This is a genomic window from Loktanella sp. R86503, assembly GCF_042466455.1.
In the GTDB taxonomy this organism is placed as follows: domain Bacteria; phylum Pseudomonadota; class Alphaproteobacteria; order Rhodobacterales; family Rhodobacteraceae; genus Loktanella.
The window spans coordinates 1,047,064-1,069,378 of sequence record NZ_JAXHCI010000002.1; the positions used below are offsets into that span (position 1 = coordinate 1,047,064).

Genomic DNA, 22,315 nt, shown 5'->3' on the forward strand with positions numbered 1-22,315 from the left:
ATTTTACCTTGGAACTATTGCACCCCATAAATCGTACTCACTTGCTTCTTCAACTTCAACACGAACAATATCGCCAACGGACAACCCTTCGGTGCCCTCGTCGATGAATAGGTTGCCGTCGATCTCCGGCGCGTCGGCCCAAGTGCGGCAGGTGGCGATGCCGTCTTCGTCGATGTCGTCGACAAGGACTTCCAGCGTGCGGCCGACCTTGGCCTCTAGCTTGGCGGCGGAAATGGCTTGGGCCTTTTCCATAAAGCGGTCCCAGCGGTCCTGTTTGACTTCGGGCGCGACGTGATCGGGCAGCGCGTTTGACCGCGCGCCTGCAACGTTTTCATATTGGAAACAGCCGACGCGGTCCAATTGCGCCTCGTCCAGCCAGTCCAGCAGGTGTTGGAATTCGGCCTCCGTCTCTCCTGGGTAGCCGACGATAAAGGTCGACCGCAGGGTGATGTCGGGACAGATCGCGCGCCACGCGGCGATCTCTTCCAGCGTTTTCGATCCGGCGGCAGGGCGCGCCATGCGGCGCAGCACGTCGGGGTGCGAATGCTGGAACGGGATATCCAGATAGGGCAGCACGCCGTTCGACGCATCCGCCATCAGCGGGATCAGATCGCGTACATGGGGGTAGGGATAGACGTAGTGCAGCCGCACCCAAGCGCCCAGCTGGCCAAGTTCCCGTGTCAGATCAAGGATATGGCTACGCACCTCGCCATCTTTCCACGGGTTCAGGTCATACTTGCGATCAAGGCCATAGGCGCTGGTATCCTGAGAGATCACGAGCAGTTCCTTGACCCCCGCCTGCACCAGCTTTTCCGCCTCGCGCAGGACCGCATGGGCAGGGCGCGACGCCAGTTTGCCGCGCATGTCGGGGATGATGCAGAACTTGCACTTGTGGTTGCAGCCTTCGGAAATCTTCAGATAGCTGTAATGCCGCGGTGTCAGGCTGACGCCGCGGGCGGGCAGCAAGTCGATGAACGGATCGGGGCTGGGCGGCACCGCCAGATGCACGGCATCCAGCACCTGTTCGTATTGCTGCGGACCGGTGACGGCCAAAATCTTGGGGTGATGCTCGCGGATATAATCCGGCTCTGCGCCTAGACAGCCGGTCACGATGACCTTGCCGTTTTCCTGTAGCGCCTCGCCAATCGCATCAAGGCTTTCGGCCTTGGCGCTGTCCAGAAAGCCGCAGGTGTTCACGATCACAGCCTCTGCACCGTGGTAATCGGCACTGATGGCGTAGCCTTCGGCACGCAGGCGCGTCAGGATGCGTTCGCTATCCACAAGTGCCTTGGGGCAGCCAAGGGAAACCATGCCGATGGTCGGCTGGCCGGGGCGGGGGGCGTCCACAACGCGGGCGCGGGCAAGGTCGGGGCGAAGATCTGGCGGGTTCTGGGTCATCCGCCCTTCTAGCGCGGGGCGCGCCGCGCGGAAAGGGGTCGCGCATCACATAAAAGCAGCGCAGGATGGACCGAAACGCGCCCCTGTGCGTTCTATCGTCGCAACTTGGATGAAAGGGCGCCGCGCCACATGATGACATTTTCACTGATCACGATGTGGCTTGTTGCGGCAGTGATCGTCCTGGCAACGGTTATCCCTTTTTCCACAGTATCGCACGGCATGGTCCGCGGCGCGGATTTTCCACGGCAGCAGGTGCTGGCCTTTGCCATCGTGCTAATTGTGGTTGCGGCTGTGATGATGCCGCCGGGCTGGATGTGGGTGATCGGCCTGATGATCCCCTGTGTTCTGGCGCAGGGGTTTTATATCGGCCGCTACCTGCCGGTCTGGCACAAACAGTCCCTGCGTCCCCGCAAGGATGAACAGGTCGCGGACGACCGCAGTGTCAGCTTTCTGGCGGCGAATGTGAAAAAGTCGAACCGCGATTACACCCGCCTGATCGATGTCAGCCGCCGCGTGCAGCCCGATATTCTGATGGCGCTCGAGGTGGATCAGGACTGGGTCGACGCGCTGGACGTGCTGACCGACATCTATCCGCATCGTTATGCCCACCCGCTGGATACCGGTTACGGCATGGCGATCTATAGCAAGATCGCGTTTGAAGAGGCGGCGTTCAGAGAAAAGGTTGTCGACGGCGTGCCCTCCCTGCGGGCGCGGGTGCCGCTAGCGGACGGTCTGGCGTTTCGGCTTTATGTCGTGCACCCCGAACCTCCCGTGCCGCAACAGGACACCGAAGGGCGCGATGCCGAACTTTCCTCGACCGCGATCGAGGCGCGGGACGATCCGCTGCCGGCCATCGTGACCGGTGATCTGAACGACGTGGCCTGGTCCATCACCACCCGCCGTTTTCAAGAAGTGTCCGGCCTGCTGGACCCCCGCGTCGGGCGCGGGTTCTACAATACCTTCAGCGCCACAATGCCCTGGATGCGCTGGCCGCTGGACCACCTGTTTCACGACGCACAGTTCCGCCTGCTGGATATGCGCAGAGAGGCGCACATCGGATCGGACCATTTTCCGATGTATTTCAAACTGCTTCTGACCCCGATCGAGGCGGCCGAAGCCCGCCCTGACGCGGCGACGAAAGAAGAACTGGATGACGCAAAAGATATGATTGCGCGGGAAAAAGCCAACGACCGCGAAGCGATTGGCAGCGACTGGGAAGACGAGCATTAAGGCCTGCGTCAGGCCTTGGTTTGCATCCGTCGCGCAAGACCCAAGACCATGCGATGCGGCAGCACCGGAATGACCCAGTTCACTGCAAAGCTCAGCATGCTTTCGTTTACGACATGCAGCTTGCCTGCCATCATGCTGTCATAGCCAAAAGCTGCAACGCTTTGCGGAGTCTTGCCGCCACCTTTGACCAGCGCCGTGCCGCGCAGGTCCGCAGTGTCGGCAAACTCCGTCTCGACATAGCCGGGGGCCAGCACCGTCACCGTCACGCCGCGCGCGCGCAGCTCTTCGGCCAAAGCCAGCGAATAGCTACGCACAAAGGCTTTGGTCGCAAAATAAACGTTCTGCATGGGCCCGGGCATCATGCCGGCCGTCGATCCGACATTCAAGATCCGCCCGGTTCCGCGCTTGGCCATCTGGCCGCCGATGTCGTGGCACAGGGTGACCAAGGCTTTGACGTTCAGGTCGATCATCGCCATTTCTTTACCCAGATTGCGATCAACGTGGCTACCCTGACCACCAAATCCTGCGTTGTTGATCAACACCTCGATCGGTTGCCCGCGCAATTCATCGCATAGGGTTTGGACCGCCGCCGCATCAATCAGATCGGCAGCGACGACCTGTACGCTGATGCCGTGCGCGGCCTCAAGCTCTGCCTTCAGCGCATCCAGCGCGTCCTTGCGGCGGGCGACGACAATCAGATCACCGCCGCGCTGCGCATGAATGCGCGCAAACTCGCGCCCAATGCCAGAGGACGCGCCCGTAATCAAAGCCAGATTGGTCATACGTGGCGCATCCGATCATGTGGGGGGCAGGGGCCCGGTGCGCCGCCAACAGGCGCGCACCGGGATCATCGTTCGTTTACCGGCGACGGTCGCGGCGCGACGACATCGGCTGGAACGCCACGCCGACATGCGCTTCGCAATAGGGTTTGCCTTGCTGGCTGGGCAGGCCGCAGAACCAGAAATCCGGTGTTGCCGGATCGCCCACAGGCCATTTGCAGGTCTTTTCGGTCAATTCCATCAAGCCGATGCGCTTGGCGGATTTTTCCACCTCATTCACCTTGGCCAGTGCCTCTGGCGAAATTTCGTTCGCGCTGGGCTGCGGCGGCAGGGGCTGGCCGGCGGGGATGATCGCCCGGCGCGCCGCGCTGATCGGAATACCGTTTTCGTCCAGCTCCTCGACCTCGGCCGCGTCGGGATCAGGCTTGGGCTTGCGGGTCGGCGTCGCCGATTCCGTGCGCATGTGCGGCTTGTCTTCGACCACAGGTGCCTGCGTTTCGACCGGTGCGGGCGCGGCCTCGGCGGCAGGGGCCGCTGCGGGCTCTGCGCTCGCTGAACCAGCACGGTTTGACAGGCCCAGACGGTGGACCTTGCCGATGACGGCATTGCGGGTGACGCCGCCCAGTTCCTTGGCGATCTGGCTCGCCGACTGGCCTTCGCCCCACATCCGCTTCAGGGTCTCGACGCGTTCGTCTGTCCAGGACATATGGCTTCCTTCGCTCTGACCTCTTTCCAAGAAGAGGCCTTGTCTAATCTCTTGATCCCCTATTCTAAGCATTGGGGCACCAGAAGTGAAGGACCGCCCCGCTAAAGATAAGGAAAGCCGCAATGTCCGACCAATCAGCCACACACCCAGCGTCAAAGCCAGCCATGGGCGTGCGCCGTTTTGGCCGCGTGAACTGGGAAGGTACCCGCACGCTGGCCCTGCGTGAGGTGCGCCGCTTTATGAACGTCTGGTCGCAGACCGTCATGGCCCCCCTGATTAACGCAGGCCTGCTGCTGATGATCTTTACCATCGCCATCGGCCCGCAACGCGGCGATGTGATGGGTGTGCCGTTCATGACCTTCCTCGCGCCCGGCATCCTGATCATGACCGTGATCCAGAACGCCTTTGCCAATACTTCCTCCAGCCTCGCCTCTGCCAAGGTCGGCGGTAACATCGTTGACACCCTGATGCCGCCTTTGTCCGCGGCAGAGCTGCTGTTCGGCTATCTGTTCGGTGCCGTCGCCCGCGGCCTTATCGTCGCCGCAGTGATTGCCCTGGGGTCGTGGATATTCCTTGGCGTGCAGATCCAGAATATCGGCTGGGTTCTGACCTTTGTGCTGCTGGGGTCGATGTTCATGGGCGGGCTTGGCATGATCGCCGGCATTTTCGCGAATAAATTCGACCAGTTGTCCGCGATTTCGAACTTCCTCGTCACGCCGCTGTCGTTCCTGTCGGGCACCTTCTACAGCATCGACGCCCTGCCAGAGCCGCTGCGCATCGCGTCTCACGCCAACCCGTTCTTCTACATCATCGACGGTGTGCGCCGGGGCATGATCGGCGTCTCCGACAGCTCGCCTTGGCTCGGGCTGATCGTCGTGCTGGCCGCCAATGTCGTCGTGCTCTCGGTCGTCTGGCGCTGGCTGGACAAGGGCTACCGGCTCAAGGCGTAAACAGACTTCCCTAAAGTCACATCATCAGCTAACAGAGGCGCATGGATAACCGTGCGCCTTTTTTCGTTCGACGCCGACGCTAACAGCGTCCGTCCCTGCACGTTCCATTCTTCCCGCCATTATCGTTGACCCGGCGTCCCCTTGCGGGCATCAATCGGGCTTCACGTTTGCCATAAGGGCCGATCCTATGATCCCGACCGTTCTGCCGACCTATAACCGCGCACCACTTGCCTTCGAAACAGGGGCGGGCGCCTGGCTCACCACGACAGACGGCCGCCGCTTCCTGGACTTCGGCGCAGGTATCGCTGTGAACAGCCTTGGCCATGCGCACCCCGCGCTGATTAAGGCGCTGACGGATCAGGCAGGCGCCGTCTGGCACGTATCCAACCTGTACCAGATCCCGGCGCAGCAGGCGCTGGCTGACAAGCTGGTGGAACACACCTTCGCTGACACGGTCTTTTTCACCAACTCCGGCACGGAAGCCTGCGAGCTTGCGGTCAAAATGGCGCGCAAGCATTTTTATGACGCAGGCCAACCGGACCGCACCGACATCATCACCTTCTCCGGCAGCTTCCACGGTCGCTCTTCCGCGGGCATCGCCGCCGCCGGTTCGGAAAAGATGACCAAAGGCTTCGGCCCTTTGCTGCCCGGCTTTGTGCATCTGGACTTCGGCGATCATGACGCCCTGCGCGAGGCCGCAAAGTCCCCCACCGTGGCCGCCATCATGATCGAACCGGTCCAAGGCGAAGGCGGCATCCGCCCCGTGCCCGACCAGTGCCTGAAAGGTCTGCGCGATCTGGCGGACGAACACGGCATCCTGCTGATTTTTGACGAGGTGCAATGCGGCGTGGGCCGCACCGGCAAGCTTTTCGCCCATGAATGGTCGGGCATCACGCCGGACATCATGATGGTCGCCAAAGGTATCGGCGGCGGCTTCCCTCTGGGTGCCGTCCTGGCCACCGAAACCGCGGCAAGCGGCATGACCGCCGGCACCCACGGCTCGACCTATGGCGGCAACCCGCTGGGCTGTGCTGTCGGAAACGCGGTCATGGACATCATCGCCGACCCCGCCTTTCTGGCCGAAGTCAACCGCAAGGCCGCGCTCCTGCGCCAGAAACTCGAAGGCCTCACCGCTGCCCACCCGGATGTTTTCAACGGCGTGCGCGGCTCTGGCCTGATGCTGGGCCTGATGTGCAAGGCGAACAACACCGATATCGTCAAGGCCGGCTATGACGCCGGTATCCTGACCGTCCCTGCCGCCGACAACGTAATCCGTCTGCTGCCGCCCCTCAACCTGACCGATGACGATATCGCGGCCACAACCGATCTACTTGATCAGGCCGCATCATCCCTTTGACCTTCTTCTGGTCGAAAATATCCCACGGGGGTCTGGGGGTGTGAAACCCCCAGTCCAACGCCTGAACGAAAGACTGACATGACGCATTTCCTCGACATCCACACCACGCCCACCGCCGATCTGCGCGCCATCATCGACGATGCGCGCCGCATGAAAGACGCCCGCGCCGGCCTGCCCAAAGGCACCCCCGATACAGAACAGCCCTTGGCGAACCACATGGTCGCGCTGATTTTCGAAAAGCCGTCGACCCGGACCCGCGTCAGCTTTGACGTCGGTGTGCGCCAGATGGGCGGGCAGACGATGGTGCTGTCGGGGGCTGACATGCAACTGGGCCACGGCGAGACGATCGCCGACACGGCCCGCGTGCTGTCGCGCTATGTCGACATGATCATGATCCGCACATTCGAAGAAGCTACCCTGCACGAAATGGCCGAACACGCCACCGTGCCGGTGATTAACGGGCTGACCAACCGCACCCACCCCTGCCAGATCATGGCAGATATCATGACATTCGAAGAACATCGCGGCCCTATCAAAGGACGCAAGGTCGTCTGGTCCGGCGACGGCAACAACGTCTTTGCCAGCTTTGCCCATGCGGCGAAACAGTTCGACTTCGACCTTGTATTTTCCGGCCCGGAACCGCTTGATCCCGAACGCGCCCTCGACGGGCTCTATACGATCGAACGCGACCCGCAAAAGGCTGTGCAAGGCGCCGATCTTGTGGTGACCGATACCTGGGTCAGCATGCACGATCCGCAGTCCGCGCGGGAACGGCGGCACAACCAGCTGCGCGGCTATCAGGTGACCGAAGCCCTGATGGCGCAGGCAAACAAGGATGCCTTGTTCATGCATTGCTTGCCGGCGCACCGGGATGACGAAGTGACCAGCGCCGTGATGGACGGCCCGCATTCCGTCATTTTCGACGAGGCTGAAAACCGTTTGCATGCGCAAAAGGCAGTTATGCGGTATTGCCTGAAGTAACCGTAGCGTTTCGGTTCGTGCCGCGCGTAGTGGCGCGCGGCGCAGACTGTTCCTGCGATGCGCATAGCCTTGCCGCATTCGCGCGCATTGCAACCAGGCGGGCCAAACTGGCCCATGGATCCGAGACGGCTTCAAGGTCTCAGCCATCTAGTCCGTTACACATAACGCGGGCTGGTCAAAGGTGACCCTCTCCGGCCAAAACGATGACCCCAATCCCGCCTCCGCCATTCGTGCGGACCAGCTGGGCGGTCAGCCGCTGCCCTGCGCCGCGCCCTTGCCGGGGGCCAGTGATTTTCAAAGACAGTTCATCAGGTTTCAGCGATGCTGGGCTATCCATCGCAATGCAGGACACGGGGACCACGCGGCTGATCGTGGCAAGGGCCGCGATTGACAATTGCGTGCTATCAACCGTGCGCGCGGCGTCCGATCTGGGATTTGCCGTTGATCTGGTAACAGGCGCGGTGTTCAGCTGTTCCGCCACAGGGCCAGACGGCGCTGTGCTAGACCGAGGCATCGTGCTGTCAGTCACGCTTGCCGCATCCGGCGCTGACTTCGCGCGCCATGTCCCCGCCGACACAGTGGTCTGGCCTGCGGCACCACCGTGACGCGCAGCGCGATCAGATGGCGCGCAGCGCCTTCACATAGCCCTTTTCCGTCAACAACTTGGCAGCCTTGGCAAGGCTGACCCAGCGCCGCTCGCGCCGCTTATGTTCGGGAAATTTGCGCACTAGCTGGCGCACTTTAACACCATATACGCGCACACGGGCCGGAATTTCCTCGCCGCTGTCGAAACGCTTGACCCCGACAAATTTGGCAATCGGTTTTGCGGTCACACGACCATCGCGCACGCCAGCCTCTTCCCATGCTTCTTGCAGCGCGGCATCGCCATCGCTCAGCCCATCAATCGGCCAGCCCTTCGGCAGGATCCATCGCCCCCGCGAACTGGTGACAAGCAGAACTTCGCGCCCTTTTGCACCTTTACGATGGCAAAGAGCGGCGACCTGAACCCGCGGTTCGGGCGAAACGGCGACGTGATCGCCAAATTTCTCAGTTATCGACATACTCGGAACTCAATACGTAAATCGTTTCTTTTCTATGAATAACATAGGTCAATGCTGCGAAATCGCAACACAATGTGCTTTTATCAGCTCACTGGGCTTGCAGCTGCGTGATATTTGTCAGGTTCCGCGCGGTTTTGCCCGCAATGTGGGATCGGCCTTTGTCGGATCCTCTGGCCAAGGGTGCCGCGGATAGCGACCGCGCATGTCACGCCGCACGTCGGCATAACTGGTGGCCCAGAAACCGGGAATATCCTGCGTCACCTGCACCGGTTTTTGGCCCGGCGACAGCAATACAACGCGCAGCGGCGTATCGCCCACCATCGGATGCACGGTCTGGCCAAACATTTCCTGCAAACGCAACGTGATTTGCGGCGCATCACCGCTGTAATCAATGGCAATCCGCCGCCCCAAAGGCGTCGTGAAATGCCCCGGTGCCATGCGGTCCAATTGCTGCATCTGGTTCCAATCCAACATGCCACGCAGCGCGTCCAGCACATCGAACCGCCCCCAGTCCGCGGCAGAGCGGACGCCCTCCAGATGCGGTAACAGCCAGTCTTCCAGTGTGTTCATCAGCGCCTCTTCGCGCATATCCGGCAGACCCGGCACCAGGGCAACGCGAGCCAGAAACAACTGTGCAGCCTTGCCGGGACGCAGGCCAAGCTGGCGCACGCCGTCCAGCATCGCTAGTGCCACATCCTCTGGCGGCGCATCGGTCCAGCGCCGTGCGTCCAGCACCAGCGCGCCAAAGCGTTCCTGCCGTTCGGTCACGACACGCCCATCGCGCCGGTCCCAGCGACACACATTATGCCATACAATGGCGTCTTCATGCACGGCCCGCAGGTCCGCCAGCCCGATCACAGCGGCCTGCCTGATCCTGGCTTCGCGCGGGTTGCCGTCCGTATCGGTCACCACCAACAAGCGTTGATTTGCCAGCGGATCAGCCGCATCCAGCATCGCCCCCTTGCCACCCGACAGCAAATAACGCGGATCGTCTCCTGCCCGCCGCTGCGCGATACGGTCGGGATAGGCCAGTGCCGCCATCTGCCCAAGGCTGAACACAGGCCCTTGCGGCAGCCCTTTGGCCAGCCGCTTCGCCTCTGCGCGGATCTGCGCAAGGGCAGGGGCGTGCAAGGTGGCCGCCGTTGCCTCGCCGTTCAGCGCCGCCAGTCGCAACGCCAGGTCGCTGCCCGCCCCGCGCAGAGGATCACGCGCCTCCAGCAGCGCGGCCAAGGGGGCGGCCTGCGCGCCGGCGCGCGCCAGCATATGCCCAAGCCTCGGGTGCACCGGTAACAGCGCCAGCTTGCGCCCATGCGCCGTGATGCCGCCCCGGGCGTCAAGGGCACCTAGATCGCAAAGCAAAACGCGGGCCTCGGCCAGCGCCACCTCCGGCGGGGGCGTCAGGAACGCCAGATCATCACTGCCCCAAAGCGCCAGTTCCAGCGCAAGCGCGGTCAGATCGGCGCTTACGATCTCTGGCGGCGCAAAGGCGGGCAAGGCCCCGTCCTCGCCCTTGGTCCACATGCGATAGGCCGTGCCGGGGGCGACGCGGCCCGCGCGGCCAGCGCGTTGGTCGGCCTCTGCGCGGCTGACCCGTTCCGTGACCAGCCGCGTCATGCCGCTGCCCGGATCGAACCGCGCCCGCCGCGCGCGGCCTGCATCCACAACCACCCGCACATCCTGAATCGTCAGCGCCGTTTCGGCAATCGCTGTCGACAAAACGATTTTTCGCCCCTGCGTTACAGGCGCAATCGCGGCGCGCTGCGCGGCAATGGGCAGGGCACCATAAAGAGGCCTGATGGCGCAGTCATCCGGCACGCGGCCCTTCAGGGCCCCTTCGACCGCGCGGATTTCACCCTCTCCGGGCAGGAAAACAAGCACACCGCCCGTTGTCTGCGGTACGATTCGTACCAGCTGATCCGCCACAGCCTCCGCCAGACGCACGCGCGGCGGCAATGCGCGTTCCAGATAGTGCACCGCGACCGGAAAAGCGCGGCCCTCGGAAGTGACGATCGGGGCGTTGGCCAGCATCTCGGCTACGGGTGCCGCGTCCAGCGTGGCCGACATGACGATCAGGGCCAGATCAGGACGCAGCGCCGCGCGCGCCTCCCAGACAAGGGCAAGGCCCAGATCGGCATGCAGGGACCGTTCGTGGAATTCGTCAAAGATGACGGTCCCGATGCCCTGCAACTCCGGATCCGTCTGGACCATACGAGTCAAAATACCTTCGGTCACAACCAAAATGCGGCACTCTGGTCCCACCTGCGAATCGCCGCGCATCCGGTATCCAACCCGGCCCCCGACCGCCTCGCCCAGCTGCTGCGCAAGCCGCTCTGCTGCGGCCCGCACCGCCAGCCGGCGCGGCTCCAGCATGACAATCTGGCCCGCAAAGCCTGCCTCCAGCAGGGCCAGCGGCACCTTGCTGGTTTTGCCTGCCCCCGGCGGTGCCTGCAACACGGCGCGCCCATGACTGTGCAAGGCGGACACGACATCCCCAAGCACCTCGTCAATCGGCAGCATGTCCGTCATCAGGCAACCCTTTCATCTGGCCCGGTAAACTCCCGCCGGAGGCCTCATGCCGCAGGCATGACAAACACCGCCGCCGCAGGCGTGGATCATCCGGCAATGCAAAAGGCCCGGCGCTTGCGCGACCGGGCCTTTCGTCAACTTTTCAAAGCAAGTGCTTACGCAGTCGCGGCAGCAGCGGTTGCCTTGGCGATATCTTTCTTGACCTTCAGGGCCTCGGGGGACAGCTCGGCGTCCTTGGCTTTCTTCATGAAGGCGTCCAGACCACCGCGGTGATCGACAGTCCGCAGCGCCGCGTTCGAGATGCGGAACTTGAACGAGCGACCCAGCAGGTCGGACATCAGTGTGACGTCCTGCAGGTTCGGCAGGAACCGGCGGCGGGTGTGGTTTTTGGCGTGGGACACGTTGTTGCCCGACATCGGGCCTTTTCCGGTCAGATCGCAGCGGCGCGACATGGGCATCATCCTTCGTGGCTTGGCGGGGACCATGATGGTCCTGGCCGTCTTGGGGGACAGGTCTGAAAGAGCTGTCCGATTGGTTGAAAGCCCCTACATCAGAGGCCGTGAATTCAGTTAGCAGCGCCTACGCAGAATCCCCGCCCTCGTCAACCCCGTCCTGTGCGGCATCCGCCATATTCGCAGCACTTTGCCGTGCAATGCTGGACCAAAGCGGGTGCCGGGTGGCGGCGGCGTGCTGCAATCCGCGCCAATAGGCGGGGTGATTGGCGCGGGCGGCGCGGTGCGCGGATTGCAAGGCCGTTGGCCCGCGGGACGGGGTCATCGCCAGCGCCTGGATCAGGCCGGCACGCCGCACGTCGCGCAGAATCCGGGTGCACGGATGGCCGCCGCCGGGCAAGCGTACCAGCGCCACGCGGGGATACAGAACATGCAGCATCTGCGCATGGGTCAGATCAGAAAGGTTGAACGGGTCAAACAGGATATGACCCTGCAGGCCTGCATCGAAGTTGGCCGTCAAATCACCAAGCGCCGGATCAAAGCGGCGTGCTTCGCAGGTATATCGTGTTTCGAACGGAACCAGCTGCGGCGCTATCGACACCTGCGGCGATACGGCGACCACATGCGACAGCCCCAGGGCGCGCGAAAAACGAAACGCACCGAAACCGCCCATGGAATACCCCAAGGCCTGTGCGGTGCTGTACCGCCTGCGCAGATCGCGGCAGACAGACTCCAGCGCCGGCGTGTCAGAATTGATAAACCAGTCGTTATCCCGCGTGGCAATCATCAGCTGATCGAACCCGGCCTCGGCAAACTGCTCTGACGGCACAAAGGGTCCAAAACCGTCCCTGTCCAGCCGCCGGTAATCAAAGGTGACCATCAAACGGTCCGCGCCGCGCTGCGCCAGATCCGCGCGCAGGTGCGCACCGTCCAGCAGGCGCGTAATATTGACGGCTGCTGTCATGCGCCGCGCAAGGGGGCAAGGGCCGCGCGGGCGGCGACAGCGGGCGTCATCTCTCCGCGGGCGACGGCGTCTTCAAGCGTGGTCATGCGGGCCTTCAGGCCCGGATCGCTTGTCAGCAGGGCCATGACTTCCGCCCGCAAATCTTCGGTGAACCAGTGGCGGGCCTGATCGGCGCGGGTGCTGGCAAAGATGCCCGTTTGCCGGCGCCAACGCGCCAGCGCCTCCATCCGGTCCCAGGCATCTTGCAGCCCCGTATTGTCCAATGCCGAGACGGTCATGGCCAGCGGATAGCCATCCATGTCCTGAGGCCGCTTGCGCAGCAGGCGCAGGGCCCCCGCGTAGTCGGCGCAGGTGCGCAGGGCTTGCGGCTTGAGCGCGCCATCCGCCTTGTTCACAAGGATTATATCGGCCATTTCCATGATCCCGCGCTTGACGCCTTGCAACTCGTCCCCGCCAGCCGGCGCAAGCAGCAGCACGAACAGATCCGCCATCTGGGCGACGACCGTCTCCGACTGCCCGACGCCCACGGTTTCGATTAGCACCACGTCAAAGCCCGCCGCCTCGCACAGGCGCACCGCATCGCGGGTCCGGCGCGCCACGCCGCCAAGCTGCGTCTGGCTGGGGGAGGGGCGGATAAAGGCTTTCGGATCACGGCTTAGCTGTTCCATACGGGTTTTGTCGCCCAGGATGGACCCGCCGGACCGGGCGGAGGAGGGATCCACCGCCAGCACCGCAACCCGTTTGCCTTGCGCTGTCAGCATCAGGCCAAAGGTTTCGATAAACGTCGATTTGCCCACCCCAGGCGTTCCGGAGAGGCCAATCCGTAAGGCTTGCCGGTCGGTGCCAAGCTGGTCCAGCAAATCCAGAGCAAGGCTGCGGTGATCGTCCCGCCCGCTTTCGACCAACGTGATCGCACGGGCAAGGGCGCGCCGGTCGCCGGCGCGGATCTGTTTCGCCAAAGAAGGAATATCGAACCGCATGCCCTCTACATATCGGGCCTGATGCCTGTGTCCAGCATGTGTCTTGCCAAGGCGTGCCGGAATGCTTGCCCCTGCGGGTCAAGGTGGAGGCGCTGCCTCCACACCTCCGGGATATTTTTGACCAGAAGAAGGGGGGGCTTCAGCGGCAGCTGCGTTCGGCCTGGCCGGTAAATTGGCGGTAGCGGGTCCAGAAGGCTTCGTGTGTGCTCGAATCCGACTGGCGGATGTCCTGCGCCTTTTGCGGGTCTTCAAAGAACGTGGCGGCCAGCTTTTGGTCGCGGTTGGTCAGGGTTCCGTTTGCGGTTTTCTGGACACAGGAGCACAAGGCAGAGTTTGCCGCCGACCGGCCCGAGGCCATGCAGGCCTTGCCCATCTCGCCGCGCACGCCGGCGCCGCAGGAATTGAGGATCGCGAGGGCGAGGCCCAGAAAAATGATACGCATGAAATGTGCCTGTCTTACCTGACGCGCCCAGTTTACCCGGCGTCATCGTCCTTACTGCCGTGGCAACATCTTGCCAGAAAATGGTGCGCGCCGCAATTCCCGATTGCCTTTTTTCACAACCCGGCGTTCACGATTGCGTCCCCTGGTGCGGCGGATTGCACGGTATAAGGCGCAGATGTGCGATGCCCCTTGCAAAATCGCCCCCTTCGGGCGATGGACGGGTGTTGATTTCAGACCTTTTGGGGCCCCGCCATGACCGATCTTTCGCACATCCGCAATTTCTCGATCGTGGCGCATATCGACCACGGAAAATCGACACTCGCCGATCGTCTGATCCAGTCCACCGGCACCGTTGCCGACCGTGACATGAAGGCACAGATGCTGGATTCCATGGATATCGAGCGTGAGCGCGGCATCACCATCAAAGCGCAGACCGTGCGTATTGATTATGTCGCCGAGAATGGCGAGAAATATGTGTTGAACCTGATCGACACCCCCGGTCACGTCGATTTCGCCTACGAGGTATCCCGTTCCATGCGTGCGGTCGAAGGGTCGCTTCTGGTGGTGGACAGCACTCAGGGCGTCGAGGCGCAGACGCTGGCCAACGTCTATCATGCGATCGAGGCCGATCATGAAATCGTGCCGGTGCTGAACAAGATCGACCTGCCCGCGTCCGAATGTGACCGCGTCGCCGCCCAGATCGAAGATGTCATCGGTATCGACGCGTCCCAAGCGATCCGCGTCAGCGCCAAAACCGGCGTTGGTATCCGCGAAACGCTAGAGGCCGTGGTCCACCGTCTGCCCGCCCCCAAGGGTGACCGCGATGCGCCGCTGAAAGCGATGCTGGTGGATTCATGGTATGACGCCTACCTTGGTGTTGTCGTCTTGGTGCGGATCATCGACGGCGTGCTAAAGCTGAAAGACCGCGTCAAGTTCATGTCGAACGACACCGTCCACCTGATCGACCGCCTTGGCGTGTTTAAACCCGGCATGTTGCCGATGGACCAGCTTGGCCCCGGCGAAATCGGCTTCTTTACTGCCCAGATCAAAGAGGTCCGCGACACCCGCGTCGGCGACACGATCACCAGCGAACGCAAAGGCGCGACGCAGGCGCTGCCGGGCTTCAAGCCGGCCCAGCCTGTCGTGTTCTGCGGCCTGTTTCCCGTCGATTCGTCCGAGTTCGAGGACCTGCGCAACGCCATTGACAAGCTGGCGCTGAACGACGCCTCTTTCAGCTTCGAGATGGAAACATCCGCCGCCCTTGGCTTTGGCTTTCGTTGCGGCTTCCTTGGTTTGCTACACCTTGAAGTCATCCGCGACCGGATCGAGCGTGAATACAATATCGAGCTGATCACCACTGCGCCTTCTGTGGTTTACCACATATATATGAAGGACGGCACGCAGCAGGATCTGCACAACCCCGCCGACATGCCCGACCTGACCCATGTCGATCATATCGAAGAGCCGCGGATCAAGGCGACGATCCTTGTGCCCGATGAATACCTTGGCGACGTGCTGAAGCTGTGCCAAGACCGCCGCGGCGTGCAGCTGGACCTGACCTATGCGGGCAGCCGCGCCATGGTCGTCTATGACCTGCCCCTGAACGAGGTGGTGTTCGACTTCTACGACCGCCTGAAATCCGTGACCAAGGGCTATGCGTCCTTTGACTACAACCTGACCGGTTACCAAGAGGATAACCTGGTCAAGATGTCCGTGCTGGTGAACGACGAACCGGTCGACGCGCTGTCGATGATGGTCCACCGCGACCGGGCCGAGATGCGCGGCCGCGCCATGGTTGAGAAGCTGAAGGACCTGATCCCCCGCCACATGTTCAAAATCCCGATTCAGGCGGCCATCGGCGGCAAAGTCATCGCCCGCGAAACCCTGTCTGCCCTGCGCAAAGACGTGACCGCCAAATGCTACGGCGGCGACGCCACGCGCAAACGCAAGCTGCTGGACAAGCAGAAGGCAGGTAAGAAGAAGATGCGCCAGTTCGGTAAGGTGGATATTCCGCAGGAGGCCTTTATCAGTGCACTGAAAATGGACAGCTAAGCTGTTCATTTTTGGCGCTGATAAAGGCTGGTGCGGGGAAACGTTTGGCGCAGCCAAATGTGGCCGCACTCGGTTGCGTTTGAAGTCCTGCAACTTTAGCGTGACTTGAAATAACAAGGTGCTAGCTTGGGGCATAATCGAATGTCGAAATGAGTGCCAATTGTTGACGTCGTCATTTGGACTATATTCGTTGGGTTCGAAATAATAACGAAGCAAAATTTTTAGAAAGCTTATATGTAATGGATACATCTAAAAAGCCTCGGCGACTTCGTACCGTCAAGAATTTCCCTGCATCTACATTTTCTGACGCGGAAGAGTTTGCGCGTTCTGTTTTCGACGTTGGGGGCGGAAGTTCAGTCAAAAGGCTTACGCTTTTTGATCAAATTGGCAAAAGTCCTGATAGCAGCACGAGTCGTACGCTCGTGACAAATTCTGGTAAATATGGCCTGACCACAGGGGGGTATCAAGCCGAAGAAATTACCCTAACCGATGCCGGGCTTAAAGTTGCGTCAGATCAAATTAGTCGGCGGGAAAAGGAAAAAGCGAGGATCGAGCTGGCAATTTTAAATATTGCCCCATTCAGAGGTGTGTATGAGGCCTTAGTAGGCAACAAACTGCCAGCCACAGCAGTTTTAGAAGACCGAATTAAGGAATTTGACGTCAGTGCCGAAGGCGCCAAAGAAGCCATTGCAACTTTTATAGTTAATTTGAGAGATGTTGGCCTCCTTCAAACTCTATCTGGTGCCGAACGCGTAATTTCAGTTGATGCTCGGCTCGGCGAGTTGCCGGCTAGTGGTATTATTTTGGGCGATACCAGCAAAGATCACATTGCCACCAGTCTAAAGACTTCACCGATCATTACATCGCTTCATGCAAGTTTTGAGACAAGTTGTTTTTATATTACTCCAATTGGTCATCCAGGATCGCCTGAGCGTCGGCACGCTGATATGTTTGCAGCTTCTATTGTGGAGCCCGCAATAGAATTTTCACAACTTAAGCTCGTAAGAGCTAATGAGATTGAATCACCTGGATTAATTACCAAGTAGATTATTGAGTATTTAGTTCATGCGCGGCTTGTTGTGGCGGATTTGTCATTTCACAATCCAAATGTTTTTTATGAACTTGCCGTTAGGCATATGCTTCGGAAGCCAACCGTCCAGATTATGAGAAAGGTTGACAGGATACCCTTTGACGTGGCCCAGAACAGGACTGTGATAATTGATGAAGAAGATAAATACGATCTGATTGCAAAAATGCCGACTTTCATCGCTGATCTTAGCGCGCAAGCGAGACGCGCGCTAGAATCGGAAACGTCGGATAATCCGATTTCCGTGTTTGTTCCAGGTTTGCAGTCCGCGATCGTGCCATGACCTGCTCCCTCTGCGCCACCCCATCCACCCCGCTCATCCCCACACCCGTCCCCGGCGGCCCTGAAAACGCGAGCGTGGACCTCTGCGGGATTTGTATCGACCAGCATGACAGCCCGACGAACCCGGATCACTTCCGCAGCCTTGCCACCACCATGTGGTCCGAAGACCCGGCCGTGCAGGTCCTCGCTTTTCGCACGCTCCAGAAAATCGACGCGCCTTGGGCGGATGATCTGCTGGGGCAGCTATACCTTGACGACGACACCCGCGCTTGGGCCGAAAACGTCGCCGCTGACAGCCAGCACAAGGACGCGAATGGCGTCACGCTGAACACCGGCGATACGGTCACGCTGATCAAGGACCTGACTGTCAAAGGCGCGGGCTTTACCGCCAAGCGCGGCACGGCGGTGCGGCGGATCTCTTTGGTGCCTGACAATCCTGCCCAGATTGAAGGCCGCGTCGAAGGCCAGCGCATCGTGATCCTCACTGAATTCGTCAAGAAGTCCTGACACCGCTTCACATCCGCGCCAAACCCGTCATTCTGCCGCCAAAGCATCAACGGGAGAGACGACATGAAACTGGCATTCCTTGGGCTTGGCGTGATGGGCTATCCGATGGCCGGACATCTGGCCAAAACCCACGACGTCACAGTCTATAACCGCACAGCCGCCAAGGCGCAGGCGTGGGTCGATCAGCACGGCGGCGCAATGGCGGACACGCCAGAGGCGGCGGCAAAAGGCGCGGATATCGTGCTGGCCTGCGTCGGCAACGACGATGACCTGCGCAGCGTGACGACAGGGCAGGGCGGTGCATTCGCGGGCATGAAGCCGGGTGCGATCTTTGTCGACCACACCACCGTCAGCGCACAGGTCACGGCAGAGCTTTACGCAGCAGCCAAGGATGCAGGCCTGCACTTTGTCGATGCTCCCGTCAGTGGCGGGCAGGCGGGCGCAGAAAACGGCCAGCTGTCGATCATGTGCGGCGGCGACCAGGATGCCTTTGACGGTGCCGCACCTGTCATGCAGGTCTATGCCAAACTGTGCCGCCGCATCGGCGGATCAGGTTCCGGCCAGATGACCAAGATGTGCAACCAGATCGCCATCGCTGGTCTTGTCCAGGGCCTGTCAGAGGCGCTGCACTTTGCCCAGAAGGCGGGCCTTGATGGCGAAGCCGTGGTCGAGGTGATCAGCCAGGGTGCCGCCGGATCGTGGCAAATGGCGAACCGCTATCAGACCATGCTGGGCGACACTTGGGACCACGGTTTCGCCGTCGACTGGATGCGCAAAGACCTTGGCATCTGCCTCGCCGCCGCTGACGCGAACGGTGCCAGCCTGCCCGTGACCGCCTTGGTCGATCAGTTTTACAAAGACGTGCAAAAACTGGGCGGCGGCCGCTGGGATACATCCAGCCTGCTGAAACGCCTGCAGGCGATGGGCTAATTGGGGCCAGCTGATTTCACAACACCGCCCCTGCGGGCGCGAAAGGATCACATCATGAATATGACCGGCAAGAACTGCATCGTCACCGGCGCCGCCAGCGGCATCGGCAAGGCAATCGCTTTGAAATACATCTCTGACGGGGCCAATGTGGCCATCGCCGACCTGAAACTGGACGCCGCACAGGCCGTTGCGGCTGAATTGACCGCCATGGGCCCCGGCCGCGCCATCGCCGTGGAAATGGACGTCACAGACGAGGATGCGGTGAATGCAGGCGTGCAAAAAACCGTGGATGATCTGGGCAGCGTCGACGTGCTGGTCAGCAACGCCGGCATCCAGATCGTCCACCGGATCGAGGATTTCCCCTTTTCGGAGTGGAAAAAGATGCTCGCCATCCACCTCGACGGGGCCTTCCTGACAACCAAGGCCTGCCTGCCGCATATGTATGCCCAAGGCAGCGGCACCGTAATCTACATGGGCTCGGTCCACTCAAAAGAGGCATCGCCACTGAAATCCGCCTATGTTACCGCGAAACATGGCCTGATGGGCCTGTCACGCACTTTGGCCAAAGAAGGCGGCCTTAAAGGCGTGCGCAGCCACGTCATTTGCCCCGGCTTTGTGAAAACCCCGCTGGTGGAAAAGCAGATCCCCGAACAGGCGCGGGATTTGGGCATTTCCGAAGAAGAGGTCGTCAGCAAAGTGATGCTTGGCAAAACCGTGGACACCGAATTCACCACGATCGAAGACATCGCAAACCTCGCCTGGCTTTTCGCCGCCTTCCCAACCAATGCGCTGACCGGTCAATCCATCGTCGCCAGCCACGGCTGGTTCATGAACTAAGGGGTCCCCTTCTTCTGGTCTTAAATATCCCGGGGGTGCGGGGGCAGCGCCCCCGCGGGTCGGTCCCCGGACCGACGCACCTCTTCAATCACTCACGCTTGCGCCGCACGATCCCTGACACACCCCCCGAAATCAGCGTGTTGACCTCGTACAAGGTGCGGGCAGCGTCCAGGCGGCCGGGGCTGGCAAGGTAATTTGGCGACCAGATGGGATCGAATTTCTGCTTGAAACTGCGCAGACCTTCGAACTTATAAAACCGCTCGCCATGGGTATAGATGAACCCTCCGACCCGGTTCCAGACCGGCGCGTGCCTGCGATTTTCCAGCCCTGCCAAGGGTGCCGCGCCAAGCGAAAACCATGTATACCCCGCGTCCCGCGCCCAAAGCATCATATCCGCAAACAGCCCGTCCATCGCGGCGGGGGTCGTGGCAGGATCATAGCGCATCAGATCAATCGCAACCTCTGCCCCTGTGCCGCCGCGCAGCAGGGTGGCAAAGGACGCGATGCGCCCGGTTTCAACGTGGCGCAGCACGGCATGGTCAAAGTTGCACAGATACGCGGGGTCAAAGGCGCCAAGGGCAAATGCCTTTTCCGTGCCCGATTTCAGCGCCAGCCAGGTGTCGGACACAGCGCGCAGGGCATCGATATGATCCAGAACCTGCGCCGCGGGAATGATGGCAAAGGCGTAGCCATCACGCGCTGCCCGTGCCTTGGCGTGGCGCCAGTCCTTGCGCTTGGCCCCGTCCAGCGAAAAGCCTGCCAGCGGCACGCGGGCGATCTCTCCGATCTTGACGACCGACAGACCCAGATCGATGTAGGTCGGCAGATAATGCGTCTGCACCGCATAAAACGCGCAGCGCCGCCCCATGCGGTCGGCCTGATCCCGCAGCGCCCAGATCAGCGCCTCTCCGGCCTCTGGATCGCCGACAGGATCACCTTTGGCGATCAGGCTGGCACCGGTGTCGGCATAGGCCAGATAGGCATCCTGCCCGGGCGCGATCAGGAACCGCTTGTCGCCGGTCAGGGCCAGCGCCGCCTCTGTATCAGGGCTGGCCTTTGTCAGGCGGCGGACGATATCGGGGATCGGTTCAGGTTGCAGCCGCGTGGTAGACCGGCTGATCAGACTGTTCAGCGCCACGGCGATCAGGACGACAATGACTGCAATCGTGGCCCGCAGAAACCGGGGCGCATCGCCGTTCCATGCAAACTGCCACCACATCGCATCGCTGTAAGCGACGTTGCGATAGGCAAAAAAGCCGATCCAAGTGATCCCCGCCACAAGTAGTGCCACGCTGATCAGCCAGCGCATATTCAGCCGCAGCGCCGACCCCAGACCCACGCGGTAGAACGCGCTGCGAAACGACCACAGCACCGCCAGCGCCAAGGCAAGGGCCATGGCATTTCCCAACTCTGCTCCTTTAAGCAGCGATAACACCAGCCCGGCCGCCAGCAGGGACATCGTGATGAACCAGGCCCGCGCCATACGCCGGTAAAGCCCCCGCGCGACGATCAACAGCAGAACGCCGGCAACGCTTGCCAAAAGGTGCGACGTTTCGACCAGCCCAAGCGGCAAGACGTCATTCAGCACAGCGCCGCGCAGCCCTGTGGTCGGCAGATCGCCCCGCAGCAGCAGCGCCCCCCCTGACAGCAGCGCAAGCGCTGCCGACAGGATCGGCACGATGGGCCGCGTGGCCCGTAGCAGGGTCGCATGCGCCGCGCTGGCTTTGTCCCGGTTTGCAATGCCCCAGGCGATGGCCAGGCCGACGACCGCGATCACAAAGGGCAGCACCGTATAGATCACGCGGTAGCACACCAGCGCCACCAGCAGATCGGACCGCCCCGTGCCGCCAAGCCCCGCGATTATCGCCGCCTCGAACACGCCAAGCCCGCCGGGCGCGTGACTGGCCACCCCAAGGCCCAGCGCCCCGATAAACAGTACGAAAAACAGCACAAAGTTCTGCGCCAGATCGGGGGGCAACAGCACATACAGCGTCAATGCCGTGGCTGTCAGGTCGATCAGCGCGATGCCCATCAGCACAATCATCTGGCTTGCTGCGGGCAGGGTGACGGACACCGACCGCCACGCCGCCGTTCTGGGGCCGCGCGCGGTCCAGATCAGCACGCCCGCCACACCGGCAAGGATGGCACAGCCAACCAGCAGCTCTGATCCATCCGGCAGATGGATGACACCGCTAAGCCCTGCGGGATGGAACGCGAACAGCCCGCCCAGCAGCACCAGAAGCCCCAGCAGAAACGCCAGCCAGGACGTCGCAATCAGCTTGGCCACCGTTGCGATATCAACGCCAAAGGCGGCATAGATCCTGTAACGGATCGCGCCGCCCGTCAGCCATGAAAACCCCAGCAGGTTCGACACCGCCATGGAACTGACGCCTGTCAGCACCGGAACATAGCCGGGCATACTGTCCACCTTCAGGCTGCGCAGGATGACCGGATCATATAGCGCCAGCGCCAGATAGCTGATCCCCATCGCCCCAATCGACAGCGCGATCCGTTCCCAGCCATAGCCGGCCAGATCGCGGCGCAAATCGCTAAGGCTGATATCCCGGCTCAGATCGCGCAACACGATCAGCGCGATCACCATAATCGCCAGCGGCACGACAAGCCGCCAGCCGGACCACTGCAGGACCGCGCTGACTATCCCGGACCGTTGCGGCGTGTCGCTGTCTGACATGGCTGTCTCCTGTTGCGGGGGTGATGCGCGCCCGCGCGGTAGCGGTCAAGCGGTCAGACTCTGCGCGATTGCCGCGAAAGGCAAGGTATAGGCCGCGCCGCA

Annotated in this window: 21 protein-coding genes; 10 read left to right on the forward strand and 11 right to left on the reverse strand. The window is 61.6% G+C overall.

The window, feature by feature from the left end:
* Positions 1–3: 3 nt before the first annotated feature.
* Complete coding sequence (rimO, locus tag SJY10_RS06085; protein WP_386680538.1) at positions 4–1,398, reverse strand: 30S ribosomal protein S12 methylthiotransferase RimO; 1,395 nt, start codon at positions 1,396–1,398, stop codon at positions 4–6.
* 129 nt (positions 1,399–1,527) lie between these two features.
* Here rimO and SJY10_RS06090 point away from each other — a divergent pair, with 129 nt between their 5' ends.
* Complete coding sequence (locus SJY10_RS06090; protein WP_386680541.1) at positions 1,528–2,628, forward strand: endonuclease/exonuclease/phosphatase family protein; 1,101 nt, start codon at positions 1,528–1,530, stop codon at positions 2,626–2,628.
* 8 nt (positions 2,629–2,636) lie between these two features.
* Here SJY10_RS06090 and SJY10_RS06095 read toward each other — a convergent pair whose 3' ends face one another.
* Both SJY10_RS06095 and SJY10_RS06100 read right to left on the reverse strand, forming a co-directional pair.
* Positions 2,637–3,410 carry an SDR family NAD(P)-dependent oxidoreductase gene (locus tag SJY10_RS06095; protein ID WP_386680544.1) on the reverse strand — a complete coding sequence of 258 codons (774 nt, stop codon included), beginning with the start codon at positions 3,408–3,410 and terminating at the stop codon, positions 2,637–2,639.
* A 76-nt stretch (positions 3,411–3,486) separates the two neighbouring features.
* The gene (locus tag SJY10_RS06100) at positions 3,487–4,113 is read right to left on the reverse strand and encodes a GcrA family cell cycle regulator (protein WP_386680547.1); all 627 of its coding nucleotides are present in this window, start codon (positions 4,111–4,113) and stop codon (positions 3,487–3,489) included.
* A gap of 122 nt (positions 4,114–4,235) precedes the next feature.
* Between SJY10_RS06100 and SJY10_RS06105 the strand changes: the two genes are divergently transcribed.
* From SJY10_RS06105 to argF, 3 genes are all read left to right on the forward strand, one after another.
* Positions 4,236–5,063, forward strand: coding sequence for an ABC transporter permease (locus SJY10_RS06105; RefSeq protein WP_386680549.1), 828 nt, complete (start codon positions 4,236–4,238; stop codon positions 5,061–5,063).
* 187 nt (positions 5,064–5,250) lie between these two features.
* Entirely contained in the window at positions 5,251–6,420 is a 1,170-nt protein-coding gene (locus tag SJY10_RS06110; RefSeq protein ID WP_386680552.1) for an aspartate aminotransferase family protein, read from the forward strand.
* A gap of 78 nt (positions 6,421–6,498) precedes the next feature.
* Complete coding sequence (argF, locus tag SJY10_RS06115; RefSeq protein WP_386680555.1) at positions 6,499–7,401, forward strand: ornithine carbamoyltransferase; 903 nt, start codon at positions 6,499–6,501, stop codon at positions 7,399–7,401.
* Positions 7,402–7,576: 175 nt separating this feature from the next.
* Here argF and SJY10_RS06120 read toward each other — a convergent pair whose 3' ends face one another.
* Entirely contained in the window at positions 7,577–7,795 is a 219-nt protein-coding gene (locus SJY10_RS06120) for a hypothetical protein (protein ID WP_386684730.1), read from the reverse strand.
* Between SJY10_RS06120 and SJY10_RS06125 the strand changes: the two genes are divergently transcribed.
* Positions 7,689–8,006, forward strand: coding sequence for an isochorismatase family protein (locus SJY10_RS06125; RefSeq protein ID WP_386680558.1), 318 nt, complete (start codon positions 7,689–7,691; stop codon positions 8,004–8,006). The genes SJY10_RS06120 and SJY10_RS06125 overlap by 107 nt on opposite strands.
* A gap of 12 nt (positions 8,007–8,018) precedes the next feature.
* Here SJY10_RS06125 and SJY10_RS06130 read toward each other — a convergent pair whose 3' ends face one another.
* From SJY10_RS06130 to SJY10_RS06155, 6 genes are all read right to left on the reverse strand, one after another.
* On the reverse strand, positions 8,019–8,462 hold the full coding sequence (locus tag SJY10_RS06130; RefSeq protein WP_386680561.1) for an NUDIX hydrolase: 444 nt from the start codon (positions 8,460–8,462) through the stop codon (positions 8,019–8,021).
* Between the two features lie 117 nt (positions 8,463–8,579).
* Complete coding sequence (gene hrpB / locus SJY10_RS06135; RefSeq protein WP_386680564.1) at positions 8,580–10,988, reverse strand: ATP-dependent helicase HrpB; 2,409 nt, start codon at positions 10,986–10,988, stop codon at positions 8,580–8,582.
* 155 nt (positions 10,989–11,143) lie between these two features.
* Entirely contained in the window at positions 11,144–11,440 is a 297-nt protein-coding gene (gene rpmB / locus SJY10_RS06140; protein WP_386680567.1) for a 50S ribosomal protein L28, read from the reverse strand.
* A 127-nt stretch (positions 11,441–11,567) separates the two neighbouring features.
* The gene (locus tag SJY10_RS06145; protein WP_386680570.1) at positions 11,568–12,404 is read right to left on the reverse strand and encodes an alpha/beta hydrolase; all 837 of its coding nucleotides are present in this window, start codon (positions 12,402–12,404) and stop codon (positions 11,568–11,570) included.
* Complete coding sequence (gene meaB, locus SJY10_RS06150) at positions 12,401–13,384, reverse strand: methylmalonyl Co-A mutase-associated GTPase MeaB (RefSeq protein WP_386680573.1); 984 nt, start codon at positions 13,382–13,384, stop codon at positions 12,401–12,403. The genes SJY10_RS06145 and meaB overlap by 4 nt, the downstream gene beginning before the upstream one ends.
* Positions 13,385–13,523: 139 nt before the next feature.
* Positions 13,524–13,826 (reverse strand): arginine transporter, encoded by a 303-nt coding sequence (locus tag SJY10_RS06155; protein WP_386680576.1) that lies wholly within the window; start codon positions 13,824–13,826, stop codon positions 13,524–13,526.
* A gap of 252 nt (positions 13,827–14,078) precedes the next feature.
* On the opposite strand from SJY10_RS06155, the gene lepA reads away from it, so the two are divergent.
* From lepA to SJY10_RS06180, 5 genes are all read left to right on the forward strand, one after another.
* Positions 14,079–15,878: a translation elongation factor 4 gene (gene lepA / locus SJY10_RS06160; RefSeq protein ID WP_386680578.1), complete on the forward strand. Its 1,800-nt coding sequence runs from the start codon at positions 14,079–14,081 to the stop codon at positions 15,876–15,878.
* Between the two features lie 176 nt (positions 15,879–16,054).
* Entirely contained in the window at positions 16,055–16,924 is an 870-nt protein-coding gene (locus SJY10_RS06165; RefSeq protein ID WP_386680580.1) for a hypothetical protein, read from the forward strand.
* A gap of 320 nt (positions 16,925–17,244) precedes the next feature.
* Positions 17,245–17,754, forward strand: a complete 510-nt coding sequence (locus SJY10_RS06170) for an alkylphosphonate utilization protein (protein WP_386680583.1) — start codon at positions 17,245–17,247, stop codon at positions 17,752–17,754.
* 63 nt (positions 17,755–17,817) lie between these two features.
* Positions 17,818–18,684, forward strand: a complete 867-nt coding sequence (locus SJY10_RS06175) for an NAD(P)-dependent oxidoreductase (RefSeq protein WP_386680586.1) — start codon at positions 17,818–17,820, stop codon at positions 18,682–18,684.
* A 54-nt stretch (positions 18,685–18,738) separates the two neighbouring features.
* A complete protein-coding gene (locus tag SJY10_RS06180) occupies positions 18,739–19,521 on the forward strand; it encodes a 3-hydroxybutyrate dehydrogenase (RefSeq protein ID WP_386680589.1) in 783 nt (260 codons plus the stop codon).
* 88 nt (positions 19,522–19,609) lie between these two features.
* On the opposite strand, the gene mprF is transcribed toward SJY10_RS06180, so the two are convergent.
* Positions 19,610–22,213 (reverse strand): bifunctional lysylphosphatidylglycerol flippase/synthetase MprF, encoded by a 2,604-nt coding sequence (gene mprF / locus SJY10_RS06185; protein WP_386680591.1) that lies wholly within the window; start codon positions 22,211–22,213, stop codon positions 19,610–19,612.
* Positions 22,214–22,315 lie beyond the last annotated feature (102 nt).